Origin of the sequence: Pseudomonas sp. LAMO17WK12:I1 (genome assembly GCF_900177315.1) — a bacterium.
Taxonomy (GTDB): domain Bacteria; phylum Pseudomonadota; class Gammaproteobacteria; order Pseudomonadales; family Pseudomonadaceae; genus Aquipseudomonas; species Aquipseudomonas marginalis.
Map to the genome: position 1 here is coordinate 80,708 of NZ_FWZV01000012.1, position 13,767 is coordinate 94,474.

Below are 13,767 nucleotides of genomic sequence, written 5' to 3' on the forward strand. Positions count from 1 at the left end.
TAACAAAAAACCGCAGAGGTAGCCGTCATGACCCAACCCGCACGTCGCCAACCCTTCGCCTTGAGTGTGTTGCTCGGTGCCATCCTGTTATCCGGCCAGGCCATGGCCTCGGTCAGCGATGAGGACATCCTCCAGGACCCGAAAAACCCCGGGCAGATCGTCACCAACGGCCTGGGCGTGCAGGGCCAGCGCTACAGCCCCCTCGATACCCTGAACGTCGACAACGTCAAGGACCTGCGCCCGGTCTGGGCGTTTTCCTTTGGCGGCGAGAAGCAGCGTGGGCAACAGGCGCAGCCGATGATCAAGGACGGGGTGATGTACCTCACCGGTTCCTACTCGCGGGTGTTCGCGGTGGATGCGCGCACCGGCAAGAAGCTCTGGCAGTACGATGCGCGTCTGCCCGATGACATCCGCCCGTGCTGTGACGTGATCAACCGTGGCGTGGCGCTGTACGGCGACCTGGTGTTCTTCGGCACCCTCGACGCCAAGCTGGTGGCGCTGAACAAAGACACCGGCAAAGTGGTGTGGAGCAAGCAGGTCGCCGACCACAAGGAAGGCTACTCGATCAGCGCCGCGCCCCTGGTGGTCAACGGCAAGCTGATCACCGGCGTGGCCGGTGGCGAATTCGGCGTGGTCGGCAAGATCCAGGCCTATGACCCGAAAAACGGCGAGCTGCTGTGGAGCCGCCCGACGGTCGAAGGCCATATGGGTTATGTCTACAAGGACGGCAAAGCCGTGGAAAACGGCATCTCCGGCGGCGAGGCGGGCAAGACCTGGCCGGGCGACCTGTGGAAAACCGGCGGCGCCGCACCGTGGCTGGGCGGCTACTACGACCCGGAAACCAACCTGCTGCTGTTCGGCACCGGCAACCCGGCGCCGTGGAACTCGCACCTGCGCCCCGGCGACAACCTCTACTCGTCCTCGCGCCTGGCGCTGAACCCGGACGACGGCACCATCAAGTGGCACTTCCAGAGCACGCCCCACGACGGCTGGGACTATGACGGCGTCAACGAGCTGATCGCCTTCAACTACACCGAAGGCGGCAAGGAAATCAAAGCGGCGGCCACCGCCGACCGCAACGGCTTCTTCTACGTGCTCGACCGCACCAACGGCAAGTTCATCCGCGGCTTCCCGTTTGTCGACAAGATCACCTGGGCCAGCGGCCTGGATAAGGACGGTCGACCGATCTACAACGAAGCCAGCCGCCCAGGCGCGCCGGGCAGCGAAACCAAGGGCACCTCGGTGTTTGTCGCGCCGGCGTTCCTCGGTGCGAAGAACTGGATGCCGATGGCCTATAACCGCGACACCGGGCTGTTCTATGTGCCGTCCAACGAGTGGGGCATGGACATCTGGAACGAAGGCATCGCCTACAAGAAGGGCGCGGCGTTCCTTGGCGCCGGCTTCACCATCAAGCCGCTGAACGAAGACTACATCGGCGTACTGCGCGCCATCGACCCGAAGACCGGCAAGGAAGTCTGGCGCCACAAGAACTTTGCGCCGCTGTGGGGCGGGGTGCTGACCACCAAGGGCAACCTGGTGTTCACCGGCACGCCGGAAGGCTTCCTGCAGGCGTTCAACGCCAAGACCGGCGAGAAGGTCTGGGAATTCCAGACCGGCTCCGGCGTGCTCGGCTCGCCTGTGACCTGGGAAATGGACGGCGAACAGTACGTCTCGGTGCTCTCCGGCTGGGGCGGCGCCGTGCCGTTGTGGGGCGGTGAAGTGGCCAAGCGCATCAAGGACTTCAACCAGGGCGGCATGCTCTGGACCTTCAAGCTGCCCAAAGAGCTGGTCGCCAGGCACTGAAACTACGACCAAATGACAAGTGCCCCCCTGCCAACGGCGCATTCGCCCGCCAGCGGGGGCTCTTTACTATCGGGTCATCGCCTGTTGACCGACAGGCCCGGACCCAGACAGAGGCTTTAACATGATCTACGCACAACCTGGCACCCCTGGCGCCATCGTCAGCTTCAAGCAGCGCTACGGCAATTACATCGGCGGCGAGTTCGTCGCCCCGCTCAGTGGTGAGTACTTCACCAACACCTCGCCGGTGACCGGTGAAGCGATCGCCGAATTCCCGCGCTCCAACGCCGCCGATATCGACAAGGCCCTTGACGCTGCCCATGCCGCCGCCGACGCCTGGGGCAAGACCTCGCCCCAGGATCGCTCCCTGGTGCTGCTGAAAATCGCCGACCGTATCGAGCAGCACCTCGAAGTGCTGGCCGTGACCGAAAGCTGGGACAACGGCAAGGCCGTGCGCGAAACCCTCAACGCCGACGTGCCCCTGGCCGCCGACCACTTCCGCTACTTCGCCGGCTGCATCCGCGCCCAGGAAGGCGGCGCCGCCGAGATCAACGAACACACCGCGGCCTATCACTTCCATGAGCCATTGGGCGTGGTCGGGCAGATCATTCCGTGGAACTTCCCGCTGCTGATGGCCGCCTGGAAACTCGCCCCGGCCCTGGCCGCCGGCAACTGCATCGTGCTCAAGCCGGCTGAGCAGACGCCGCTGTCGATCATGGTGTTTGCCGAGTTGATCAATGACCTGCTGCCACCGGGCGTGCTGAATATCGTCCAGGGCTTTGGCCGCGAAGCCGGGGAGGCGCTGGCCACCAGCAAGCGCATCGCCAAGATCGCCTTTACCGGCTCGACCCCAATCGGTGCGCACATCATGCATGCGGCCGCCGAGAACCTCATTCCCTCCACCGTGGAACTGGGCGGCAAGTCGCCGAACATCTTCTTCGAAGACATCATGCAGGCTGAGCCGCAGTTCATCGAAAAAGCCGCCGAAGGCCTGGTGCTGGCGTTCTTCAACCAGGGCGAAGTGTGCACCTGCCCGTCGCGGGCGCTGGTGCAGGAGTCGATCTACGACGACTTCATGAAAGTGGTGATGAAGAAGATCGTCAAGATCAAGCGCGGCAACCCGCTGGACACCGAGACCATGGTCGGCGCCCAGGCGTCCGAGCAGCAATACGACAAGATCCTCTCCTACCTCAAGATCGCCCAGGAAGAGGGCGCCGAGCTGCTCACCGGCGGCGCGGCCGAGCGCCTGGAGGGCGACCTGTCCAGCGGTTACTACATCCAGCCGACCCTGCTCAAGGGCCACAACAAGATGCGCGTGTTCCAGGAGGAAATCTTCGGCCCGGTGGTGGGTATCACCACCTTCAAGGACGAAGCCGAAGCCCTGGCGATTGCCAACGACAGCGAATTCGGCCTCGGCGCCGGGCTGTGGACCCGCGACATCAACCGCGCCTACCGCATGGGCCGGGCGATCAAGGCCGGTCGCGTGTGGACCAACTGTTATCACCTGTACCCGGCGCATGCGGCGTTTGGCGGTTACAAGAAGTCGGGCGTGGGGCGTGAGAACCACAAGATGATGCTCGATCACTACCAGCAGACCAAGAATTTGCTGGTGAGCTACGACATCAATCCATTGGGTTTCTTCTAACCCTCTGATTGCAATGCGGTCCCCTGTGGGAGGGGGCTTGCTCCCGATGGCGGTGGGTCAGAGGCATAAATGCTGGCTGACACACCGCCATCGGGAGCAAGCCCCCTCCCACATTTTGCTCCCTGTACATTCGCGACTAATGCAGTGCGGCATTTACTTCGAAAGTAGCATTCGCACCCCCATCCCCCCATGCATTAATGCCTTTACCGGAATCTTCCGGCACAACAAGAGGACTCTCCCCATGTGGACCAAACCCGCCTTCACCGACCTGCGTATCGGCTTCGAAGTGACCATGTACTTCGCCAGCCGCTGATCCATCTCCGGCCAGCCTCGCGCTGGCCGGTGCCCTATTGGGAATGACCCTTTGGTCTGATTGCAAACGCCTGGGAATGGGTTAGTGTGGAGCGCATCTCCCCAAAATAATAACAACAGGCTTTCCAATGAGCCCCAATCTGAGCCTCCTGCGTAAATTCGTCTCGCCTGAAATCATCTTCGGTGCCGGCTGTCGGCACAACGTCGGTAACTACGCCAAGACCTTTGGTGCGCGCAAGGTCCTGGTGGTCAGCGACCCCGGTGTGATCGCCGCCGGATGGGTCGCCGATGTGGAAGCCAGCCTGCAGGCCATCGGCATCGACTACTGCCTGTACAGCGCCGTGTCGCCCAACCCGCGCGTCGAGGAAGTGATGCTCGGTGCCGAGGTGTACCGGGAAAACCATTGCGACGTGATCGTGGCCATCGGCGGCGGCAGCCCCATGGACTGCGGCAAGGCCATCGGCATTGTGGTCGCCCATGGGCGCTGCATCCTCGAGTTCGAAGGCGTGGACACCATCCGCGTGCCGAGCCCGCCGCTGATCCTGATCCCCACCACCGCCGGCACCTCGGCGGATGTCTCGCAGTTCGTGATCATTTCCAACCAGCAGGAACGCATGAAGTTCTCCATCGTCAGCAAGGCGGTGGTGCCGGATGTGTCGCTGATCGACCCGGAAACCACGGCGAGCATGGACCCGTTCCTGTCCGCCTGTACCGGCATCGACGCGCTGGTGCATGCGATCGAGGCATTCGTGTCCACCGGCCACGGCCCGCTGACCGACCCCCATGCGCTGGAGGCCATGCGCCTGATCAACGGCAACCTGGTGCAGATGATCGCCAACCCCGGCGATATTGCCCTGCGCGAGAAGATCATGCTCGGCAGCATGCAGGCAGGGTTGGCGTTCTCCAATGCGATCCTCGGCGCGGTGCATGCCATGTCCCACAGCCTCGGCGGGTTTCTCGACCTGCCCCATGGCTTGTGCAACGCGGTCCTGGTGGAACACGTGGTGGCGTTCAACTACAACTCGGCGCCGGAGCGCTTCAAGGTGATTGCCGAGACCTTTGGCATTGACTGCCGGGGGCTCAACCATCGGCAGATTCGCGGGCGGCTGGTGGAGCATCTGATTGCGCTGAAGCACGCCATCGGCTTCCATGAAACCCTCGGCCTGCATGGCGTGCGCGTGGCGGACATTCCGTTCCTGTCCCAGCATGCGATGCACGACCCGTGCATCCTCACCAACCCGCGCGAGTCCAGCCAGCGTGATGTCGAGGTGGTGTATGGCGAAGCGCTCTGACGACCAGCAACAGGCCCTCGCCGGTCTGTTGGGCCTGGGCAATCACTCGGCGCGCAAGAGCCACTACCCGGAACTCACCGCGCGTCTCGACGAACTGGAGGCCGAGCGCAACCGCTATATCCGTCTCAACGATGAATTGGAGCAGCGCGTGGCGGCGCGCACCGATGAACTGCTGGAAGCCAACCGCAACCTGCAACAGCAGATCGCCCAGCGCGAGCAGGTCGAGCAGGAGCTGCGCGATGCCCGCGATGCCGCCGAGGCCGCCAACCGCAGCAAGGACAAATACCTCGCCGCCGCCAGCCATGACCTGTTGCAGCCACTCAACGCCGCGCGACTGCTGATCTCCACCTTGCGCGAGCGCAACCTGCCCAGCGTCGAACAGGTGCTGGTGGAACGTACGCACCAGGCCCTGGAAGGCGCCGAGGATTTGCTCACCGACCTGCTGGATATTTCGCGGCTCGACCAGGCGGCGGTCAAGCCCGATGTGGCGCTGTATCGCCTGGATGAGCTGTTTGCGCCGCTGGTCTCGGAGTTCCAGTCGGTGGCGCTGGCGGCCGGGCTGAACCTGCGCGCGCGTACCGGACATTACGCGATTCGCACCGACCTGCGCCTGGTGACGCGGATCCTGCGCAACTTCCTCAGCAACGCCTGTCGCTACACCGACGAGGGCTGCATCCTGCTCGGCGCGCGCCGACGTGGCGATCGCCTGCGCCTGGAAGTGTGGGACACCGGGCGCGGCATCGCGGCCGACCGCCTCGACGCGATCTTCCTTGAATTCAACCAGCTCGACGTCGGCCGTGCCTCGGACCGCAAAGGCGTAGGGCTGGGCCTGGCGATTGTCGAGCGCATCGCCGAGATCCTCGGCTACCCGGTGGCAGTCCGTTCGTGGCCGGGGCGCGGCTCGATGTTCAGTATCGAGGTGCCTATCAGCGAAGAGATGCCCCTGGCGATCAGCCAGCTGCCGGTGCTACCGACCACGGGCAACCCGCTGCCGGGAAGGCGCCTGCTGGTGATCGACAACGAGGTGAGCATCCTCGACAGCATGCGTGCGCTGCTGGCGCAGTGGGGCTGCGAGGTAATTACCGCCACCGACCAGGCCGGGGCGTTGCTGGCGTTGCAGGGCAGGGCGCCGGAGCTGATCCTGGCCGACTACCACCTCGACCATGGCGTGGTGGGCTGCGCGGTGGTCAAGCACCTGCGCGAGCATTTCGCGCAGAACATCCCCGCCGTGATCATCACCGCCGACCGTACCGACCAGTGCCGCCGCGCGCTGCGCCGGCTGGACGCGCCGTTGCTGAACAAACCGCTCAAGCCCGGCAAGTTGCGGGCGGTGTTGAGCCAGTTATTGACCTCGGGTTGATACCCGTCAACACCTGTTGCGGCGCTTTGCCCCATGCTGCCTCCCTGATTCAGAGCCCGACGGAGCCCGCCATGAACGCCCCCGCAACAACCGCAGCCTCTTTCAAGTTGCCCCTGGGCCTGGTGATCGGCGTACTGGTGATGGTCGGCGTGCTGCTGTTGCCGCTGCCCGCCGACCTGCCGGTGGCCGGGCAGCGCATGCTGGCGATCCTCGCGTTTGCCGTGGTGGTGTGGATCACCGAGGCGGTGTCCTATGAAGCCAGCGCGATCATGATCACCTCGCTCATGGCGTTTTTGCTCGGCACCGCGCCGTCGCTGCAAGACCCCACGCACCTGATCGGCTCCAGCCCGGCCATCAGCATGGCGCTTACCGGCTTTTCCAACCCGGCACTGGCCCTGGTGGCGGGCGCGTTGTTCATTGCGGCGGCCATGACCCACACCGGCCTGGACCGGCGCATCGCCCTGGTGACCCTGACCCGCGTCGGCACCAGCACCCGCGGCATTCTGCTCGGGGCGATTGCGGTGACCATCCTGCTCAGCCTCGTGGTGCCCAGCGCCACGGCGCGCAGCGCCTGTGTGGTGCCGATCATGATGGGCGTGGTCGCCGCGTTTGGCGTGGACAAGCGCTCCAACATCGCTGCCGGCCTGATGATCGTGGTGGCCCAGGGCACCAGCATCTGGAACGTCGGCATCCAGACCGCCGCCGCGCAAAACCTGCTGACCGTGGGCTTTATGGACAAGATGCTCGGCCAGCGCGTGTCGTGGATCGACTGGCTGATCGCCGGTGCGCCGTGGGCGGTGATCATGTCGGCGGTGTTGCTGTTCCTGGTGATCAAGCTGCTGCCGCCGGAAACCGACAGCATCCCCGGTGGCAAGGAGGCCGTGGCCCAGTCCCTGGTGGACATCGGCCCGATGACCGGCCCGCAGAAACGTTTGCTGACGGTGTCGGTGCTGCTGCTGTTGGCATGGGCCACGGAAGGGCGCCTGCACCCGTTCGACACCACCTCGACCACCTACGCCGGGTTGGTGTTCCTGCTGCTGCCGGGCATCGGGGTGATGACCTGGAAAGATGTGCAATCGCGCATTCCGTGGGGCACGGTGATCGTGTTTGGCGTGGGCATCAGCCTCGGTACCGCATTGCTGACCACCCAGGCCGGGCAATGGCTGGGGTCCCAGGTGGTGGCGCACACCGGCCTGGATCAGGTCGGGCCGCTGGGGGTATTTGCGATCCTGGGGGCGTTTCTGATTGTGATCCACCTGGGCTTTGCCAGCGCCACGGCACTGACCTCGGCGTTGTTGCCGATATTGATTGCGGTGCTGCAGACCTTGCCGGGGGAGTTCAACCGCTTGGGCATGACCATGCTGTTGGGGTTTGTGATGAGCTACGGGTTTATCCTGCCGATCAATGCGCCGCAGAACATGGTGTGCCTGGGGACGGGGACGTTTACGGCGCGGCAGTTTGCCAAGGTGGGGATCCTGGTGACGTTGATCGGGTATGGGTTGATGTTGGTGTTTGCGGCGACTTACTGGAGCTGGCTCGGTTGGATCTGATTTGAAATGCGTTTCTGGATGCCCATGAGATCCACTGTGGATGTGGTGAGCGGGCTTGTCCCGCGCTGGGCTGCTCGGCAGCCCCAAAACCAGCCACTGCGCAATATCGGGTACACCCCATTCGTCCTTCATTGGGGGCGCTTCGCACCCCAACGCGGGAAAAGTCTGCATCGCCATCAGCTTGAGCGTTGGGTGGGCTTAGTCATAGGACCTTGATCACCACCTTGCCCTTGGCTCTGCCCCGTTCGACGTAGCTCAAGGCCTCAGCCGTTGCCTCGAGAGGGAAGGTTCGGTCGATCACCGGTGTGATGGTGCCGGACTCGACGAGCGCGGTGATTTTCTGCAACTGCGCACCGCTCGCGCGCATGAACACGAACCCATAGTCGACGCCCTGCCTGCGGGCTTTTCTGCGTATGCCGCTGCTTAATAGGCGCATGATCCAACCGAGTCCCCAGGACAGCTTTTGCTCGCGTGCGAACTCGGCGGTCGGTGGTCCCGAGATGGAGATGAGCTGCCCACCCGGCTTGAGAATGCGCAGGGATTTTTCCAGTTCGGCGGGGCCGAGGCTGTTCAGGACGACGTCGTAGTCACGCAACAGGTTTTCGACGTTTTGCTGCGTGTAGTCGATGACCACGTCCGCTCCCAACGCCTTGACCCACTCCACGTTGGCGGTGCTGGTCGTGGTGGCAACGAAAGCCCCCAGGTGTTTTGCAAGCTGGATGGCAATGCTGCCGACACCACCGGAGCCCGCCTGGATAAAGACTTTTTGCCCCTTCTTCACGCGGGCTGTTTCAACCAGCACCTGCCAGGCGGTCAGTGCCACCAGGGGCAGGGCGGCGGCTTGTTCCATGCTGGTGTTGTTGGGTTTCAGTGCGAGGGCACTCTCCTCAATCGCGATCAGCTCGGCAAAGCCACCGATGCGCGCGTCGGGCGGGCGCGCGTAGACCTCGTCACCGGGCTTGAAGGTGCGCACGCCTGACCCTACGCGAACGACGACGCCGGCCAGGTCGTTGCCCATGATCAGCGGGAATGTGTAGGGCAGGATCAGTTTGAATTCACCCTTGCTGATCTTCGAATCCAGCTGGTTGACGCTGCTGGCATGTACCTTGACCAGTACGTCGTGGATGCCCGGTTCCGGGTCCGGTACCTCGGCAAGGCGTCCTTGATGCTTGCCGTAACGGTCGATCAGGAAGGCTTTCATCGTTCGGTTCCCATGGCTATAGGTGACAATCACGCCTTGGCTTGATAGCGCTCGGCGACGACCGACTGGCGAATCTCTGACAGCAAACCCTGGCGGGCGGCTTGCAGGGCATCCCAGCGGGCGGCGTCTTGCAAGGGCGGAATGGTCACCGGCTCGCGACGATCAAAACCGACCAGCGCAGCATCGACCAACTCGTCCACGCTCATGATTTCGCTCAGGGTATTGATGTCGATGCCTGCGCGATCCCAGATCTCCGTGCGGGTGGCGGCTGGAAGAACGGCTTGCACGTAGACGCCCTTGGGCGAGAGTTCGAGGCTCAGCCCTTGGGATAGAAACAGCACGAACGCCTTGGTTGCGCCGTAGACGCTCATGCCGAATTCCGGTGCCAGCCCCACCACCGAGCCAATGTTGATGATCGCGCCGTTACCGGCGTGTACCAGGCGTGGCGCGATGGCGCTGGCGAGTCGCACCAGGGCGGTGGTGTTGAGCGCGACCAGGTTGGTAACGCTGTCGATGGATTGCTCGATGAAGCTGCCGGAGAGGGCGGCGCCCGCATTGTTCACCAGGATGCCGATACTGGCGTCGTCACGCAGGCGTGCTTCGACGCGGACCAAGTCACCGGTTTGAGTCAGTTCGGCCTGGATCACGTCAATGGACACCGCGTGTTTCTCACGCAGCTGCGAGGCCAGTGCGTCCAGCCGGCCTTTATCGCGGGCTACCAGCACGAGATTGTGCCCACGTTGGGCAAAACGCTCGGCGTAGGTCGCGCCAATGCCTGTTGAGGCGCCGGTAATCAGTACGGTTTCTGGGGTGCTCATAAGTAGATGCTCTAGATTGTTCAGGATGATCAGAGACGGCGACCCGCGCCGCACAGCCGCAGAGACATGGGCTGGTGGTTTTATGATGTCGATCATAATCAAAGCTGTCAACAGTTTTGATTGTGATCGACATCAGAGTATAGTCAGGCCATTGTTCAGGAGTCCCAGGGGCGCGAAATGAAGATCACCAAGACACAATCACTCGCCAACCGAGCTCATATTGTGGAGACGGCGTCAGAGCTGTTTCGTGAGCGTGGCTATGACGGTGTGGGTGTGGCAGAACTCATGGCTACTGCGGGTTTTACCCAGGGAGGCTTCTACAAACACTTCGGCTCCAAGGCCGACTTGATGGCCGAAGCAGCGGAAAATAGCCTGGCAAAGTCCCTGTCGAATAGCTCCGATCTGGACATTCCGGGCTTTGTGAACCTGTACGTGTCCAGGGATCACAGAGACGGCAGGGGAGAGGGGTGCACCATGGCAGCCCTGTGTGGTGACGCGGCCCGTCAGTCAGATGATCTGAAGGCAACCTTTGCCAGTGGCGTTGAAAACACGCTGGCAGCACTCGAGGACAAGTACATGGCGGGTGTGGATGTGCCCAGGCAAGAGGTCCGCGCGAAAATGATCGACCTGCTGGCCCATGCAATCGGTGCGGTCATGCTGTCGCGGGCGTGTCCGGATGACTCGGCCCTGGCGGATGAAATATTGGAAACGTGCCGCGCTGAGATAATGGCATCCCTGCCATCGAGTAAAGAAAGCAGCGCATGAGTGGCAAGATGGGCGCTGACCGACGCGCCCAAGATGGCAAGATGAACCCCGCTCAGGTTTACTACTCTGAGTAGTGGTTTTACCGACGTCACCCGTCGGCTCATCTAGGTCATCGAATGGACAAATACACCCCCCGCCCCTGGGAACCCCACGAGCGCCCGAGCCTGCCGGGCTCGCCGTCGACGCCGCTGCATCCGACGCACAAGCGCTGGCTGTTCGCGATGGTCGGCGTGCTGGTGGCAATCACCGGTGGCCTGGGCAACGCGCTGGTCATCGCCAACCTGCAATACCTGCAAGGGGCCCTCGGTGCGACCACCGCGGAAATGGCCTGGCTGCCCGCCGCCTATGTGATGACCAACGTGTGCATGAACCTGCTGCTGGTGAAGTTCCGCCAGCAATTCGGCCTGCGCGCGTTTACCGAGGTGTTCCTGGTGCTCTACGCGCTGGTGACCTTCGGCCACTTGTTCGTCAACGACCTCAACTCGGCCATCGCCGTACGGGCCGCCCACGGCATGGTCGGCGCGGCGCTGAGTTCGTTGGGCTTGTACTACATGATCCAGGCGTTCCCGGCCAAGTGGCGGTTGAAATCCCTGGTGCTGGGGCTGGGTACGGCGCAGTTGGCGTTGCCCCTGGCGCGGCTGTTCTCCGAGGACCTGCTGCAGATCGCCGAATGGCGCGGGCTTTACCTGTTCGAACTGGGCCTGGCGCTGATCTGCCTGGGTTGTGTATTCCTGCTCAAACTGCCCCCCGGCGACCGCTTCAAGACCTTTGAAAAACTCGACTTCGTCACCTTCGCCATTCTCGCCAGCGGTGTCGCGCTGCTGTGTGCGGTGCTGTCCCTGGGGCGTATCGACTGGTGGCTGGAAGCGCCGTGGATCGGCGTGGCCTCGGCCTGTTCCCTGGTGCTGATCATGGCCGGCCTGGCCATCGAGCATAACCGCGCCAACCCGATGCTGATGACCCGCTGGCTGGGCAGCGGCACCATGATCCGCCTGGCGTTGGCGGTGATCCTGATTCGCATGGTGCTGTCGGAGCAGTCCACCGGTGCGGTGGGGTTCATGCAGATGCTGAACATGAGCTACCAGCAGATGCATACGCTGTACGTGGTGATGCTGGCCGGCGCGATCAGCGGGCTGGCGGTCAGTGCGCTGACGATCAACCCGGCGCACCTGCTGATGCCGCTGGTGATTTCCCTGGCGCTGATGGCCACCGGCTCGGTGATGGACAGTTTCTCCAGCAACCTCACGCGTCCGCAGAACCTGTACATCAGTCAGTTCCTGCTAGGCTTCGGTGGCACCTTCTTCCTGGGGCCGACCATGGTGCTGGGGACCAAAAACGTGCTGGCCAACCCGCGTAACCTGGTGAGCTTTTCGGTGATGTTCGGGATCTGCCAGAACCTCGGCGGCCTGATCGGCGCGGCTTTGCTTGGGACCTTCCAGATCGTGCGCGAGAAGTATCATTCCAGCATGATTGTCGAGCATCTGACCTTGCTTGACCCGCGTGTGGCCGCGCGGGTGCAGAGCGGCGGCTCGGCCTATGGCGGCATCGTCGCCGACCCGGAACTGCGTAACCTCATGGGCATCCGCAGCCTGGCCACGGCGGCGACCCGCGAGGCCAATGTCATGGCCTACAACGATGTGTTCATGCTGATCGCGATTATCGCGATCCTGACCATGATCTGGATCTTTATCCGCAGTCTGTGGCTGATGAGCACCACTAAAACAGCCACTCCCGTTCAACCCAGCGGCGCTACTTCATGACCGAACCGACCACCACGACCACCAACGCCATCGCCGCCACCCCGGAAGGCACCACGCCGCCCGGCGCCACGGTCACCGAGCCGCGCTCATTGCGCGTGCGCATTCTCTCGTCCCTGGGCTTTGCCGCGATTGCCATCGTCGGCGTGCTGATCGTGCTGTATGCCTGGCAATTGCCGCCGTTCAGCAGCGCGGTGGAAACCACCGAGAACGCCCTGGTGCGCGGCCAGGTGACCATCATCGGCCCGCAGCTCAGCGGCTATGTGTTCGAGGTGCCGGTGCAGGACTTCCAGTACGTCAAGGCCGGCGACCTGCTGGTGCGCCTGGATGACCGCATCTACAAGCAACGCCTCGACCAGGCCCTGGCGCAACTGGCGGTGCAGAAGGCCGCGCTGGCCAATGTGGTGCAGCAACGCAACAGTGCCGAAGCGACGATCAAGCTGCGCCAGGCCGCACTGGTGGACAGCCAGGCCCAGGCGCGCAAAAGCACTGCCGACTTGCGCCGCAACGAAGAGCTGATCAGCGACGGTTCGGTGTCCCGGCGCGAGCTGGACGTGACCCGCGCCGCCAATGCCCAGACCATCGCGGCGGTGGCCCAGGCCCAGGCCAGCCTGGAAATTGCGCGGCAGGATTTGCAGACGGTGATCGTCAATCGCGGCTCCCTGGAAGCGGCGGTGGCCAGTGCCGAGGCGGCGGTGGAGCTGGCGCGGATCGACCTGTCCAACACCCGCATTACGGCGCCCCGTGACGGGCAGTTGGGGCAGATTGGCGTGCGCCTGGGGGCCTACGTCAACTCCGGCGCGCAGTTGATGGCGCTGGTGCCGAAGCAGCTGTGGGTGATCGCCAACATGAAGGAAACCCAGATGGACAATGTGCAGGTCGGCCAGCCGGTGACCTTCACCGTGGATGCGCTCAACCACCGCAGGTTTCACGGCACGGTGCAGCATATCTCCCCAGCCACGGGCTCGGAGTTCAGCCTGTTGCAGGCGGACAACGCGACGGGCAACTTTGTGAAGATTGCCCAGCGCGTGCCGGTCAGGATTACGGTGGACCCGGATCAGGCTGAGAGCGAACGGTTGCGGCCGGGGTTGTCGGTTGTGGTGAGTATCGACACGGCTGGGCGGCTGAAAAACTCTCCACCCTGACATCACTCTCGGATTACGGGCACACCGAGCCTGGGCGAGGTGCCGAGTGGTGGGGCGAAGCGTTTTGCTTACTTTTGCGCTGTTCAAAAGTGAGTCGCTGTAAGAGCGAAACCCTAAGTGGC

At 63.3% G+C, this 13,767-nt stretch carries 11 protein-coding genes; 9 read left to right on the forward strand and 2 right to left on the reverse strand.

Going from position 1 to position 13,767, the window contains the following annotated elements; translation table 11 throughout:
• The first annotated feature begins 27 nt into the window (after positions 1–27).
• From B9N88_RS22460 to B9N88_RS22485, 6 genes are all read left to right on the forward strand, one after another.
• A complete protein-coding gene (locus B9N88_RS22460) occupies positions 28–1,803 on the forward strand; it encodes a PQQ-dependent methanol/ethanol family dehydrogenase (protein WP_027606209.1) in 1,776 nt (591 codons plus the stop codon).
• 121 nt (positions 1,804–1,924) lie between these two features.
• A complete protein-coding gene (locus tag B9N88_RS22465) occupies positions 1,925–3,445 on the forward strand; it encodes an acetaldehyde dehydrogenase ExaC (protein WP_027606210.1) in 1,521 nt (506 codons plus the stop codon).
• A gap of 241 nt (positions 3,446–3,686) precedes the next feature.
• On the forward strand, positions 3,687–3,758 hold the full coding sequence (gene pqqA, locus B9N88_RS22470) for a pyrroloquinoline quinone precursor peptide PqqA (RefSeq protein WP_010209364.1): 72 nt from the start codon (positions 3,687–3,689) through the stop codon (positions 3,756–3,758).
• A gap of 127 nt (positions 3,759–3,885) precedes the next feature.
• Complete coding sequence (gene ercA, locus B9N88_RS22475) at positions 3,886–5,049, forward strand: alcohol dehydrogenase-like regulatory protein ErcA (RefSeq protein WP_027606211.1); 1,164 nt, start codon at positions 3,886–3,888, stop codon at positions 5,047–5,049.
• Positions 5,033–6,409, forward strand: a complete 1,377-nt coding sequence (locus B9N88_RS22480) for an ATP-binding response regulator (protein WP_027606212.1) — start codon at positions 5,033–5,035, stop codon at positions 6,407–6,409. The genes ercA and B9N88_RS22480 overlap by 17 nt, the downstream gene beginning before the upstream one ends.
• Before the next feature lie 71 nt (positions 6,410–6,480).
• Positions 6,481–7,959 (forward strand): DASS family sodium-coupled anion symporter, encoded by a 1,479-nt coding sequence (locus tag B9N88_RS22485; RefSeq protein WP_027606213.1) that lies wholly within the window; start codon positions 6,481–6,483, stop codon positions 7,957–7,959.
• A gap of 202 nt (positions 7,960–8,161) precedes the next feature.
• On the opposite strand, the gene B9N88_RS22490 is transcribed toward B9N88_RS22485, so the two are convergent.
• Positions 8,162–9,160: an NADP-dependent oxidoreductase gene (locus B9N88_RS22490; protein WP_027606214.1), complete on the reverse strand. Its 999-nt coding sequence runs from the start codon at positions 9,158–9,160 to the stop codon at positions 8,162–8,164.
• Positions 9,161–9,189: 29 nt separating this feature from the next.
• Entirely contained in the window at positions 9,190–9,978 is a 789-nt protein-coding gene (locus tag B9N88_RS22495) for an SDR family NAD(P)-dependent oxidoreductase (RefSeq protein WP_027606215.1), read from the reverse strand.
• A 177-nt stretch (positions 9,979–10,155) separates the two neighbouring features.
• Between B9N88_RS22495 and B9N88_RS22500 the strand changes: the two genes are divergently transcribed.
• The 3 genes from B9N88_RS22500 (at position 10,156) to B9N88_RS22510 (ending at position 13,645) form a co-directional block, all read left to right on the forward strand.
• A complete protein-coding gene (locus B9N88_RS22500; RefSeq protein ID WP_027606216.1) occupies positions 10,156–10,743 on the forward strand; it encodes a TetR/AcrR family transcriptional regulator in 588 nt (195 codons plus the stop codon).
• Between the two features lie 116 nt (positions 10,744–10,859).
• Positions 10,860–12,503 carry an MFS transporter gene (locus B9N88_RS22505; RefSeq protein ID WP_027606217.1) on the forward strand — a complete coding sequence of 548 codons (1,644 nt, stop codon included), beginning with the start codon at positions 10,860–10,862 and terminating at the stop codon, positions 12,501–12,503.
• Positions 12,500–13,645, forward strand: coding sequence for an HlyD family secretion protein (locus tag B9N88_RS22510; protein WP_027606218.1), 1,146 nt, complete (start codon positions 12,500–12,502; stop codon positions 13,643–13,645). Before B9N88_RS22505 ends, B9N88_RS22510 begins: the two co-directional genes overlap by 4 nt.
• Positions 13,646–13,767 lie beyond the last annotated feature (122 nt).

Coding starts and splice junctions, on each gene's coding strand:
- B9N88_RS22480 (WP_027606212.1), top strand. CDS start 5,033: ATGGCGAAGCGCTCTGACGACCAGCAACAGGCCCTCGCCGGTCTGTTG.
- B9N88_RS22460 (WP_027606209.1), top strand. CDS start 28: ATGACCCAACCCGCACGTCGCCAACCCTTCGCCTTGAGTGTGTTGCTC.
- B9N88_RS22510 (WP_027606218.1), top strand. CDS start 12,500: ATGACCGAACCGACCACCACGACCACCAACGCCATCGCCGCCACCCCG.
- B9N88_RS22495 (WP_027606215.1), bottom strand. CDS start 9,978: ATGAGCACCCCAGAAACCGTACTGATTACCGGCGCCTCAACAGGCATT.
- B9N88_RS22465 (WP_027606210.1), top strand. CDS start 1,925: ATGATCTACGCACAACCTGGCACCCCTGGCGCCATCGTCAGCTTCAAG.
- B9N88_RS22485 (WP_027606213.1), top strand. CDS start 6,481: ATGAACGCCCCCGCAACAACCGCAGCCTCTTTCAAGTTGCCCCTGGGC.
- B9N88_RS22500 (WP_027606216.1), top strand. CDS start 10,156: ATGAAGATCACCAAGACACAATCACTCGCCAACCGAGCTCATATTGTG.
- B9N88_RS22505 (WP_027606217.1), top strand. CDS start 10,860: ATGGACAAATACACCCCCCGCCCCTGGGAACCCCACGAGCGCCCGAGC.
- ercA (WP_027606211.1), top strand. CDS start 3,886: ATGAGCCCCAATCTGAGCCTCCTGCGTAAATTCGTCTCGCCTGAAATC.
- B9N88_RS22490 (WP_027606214.1), bottom strand. CDS start 9,160: ATGAAAGCCTTCCTGATCGACCGTTACGGCAAGCATCAAGGACGCCTT.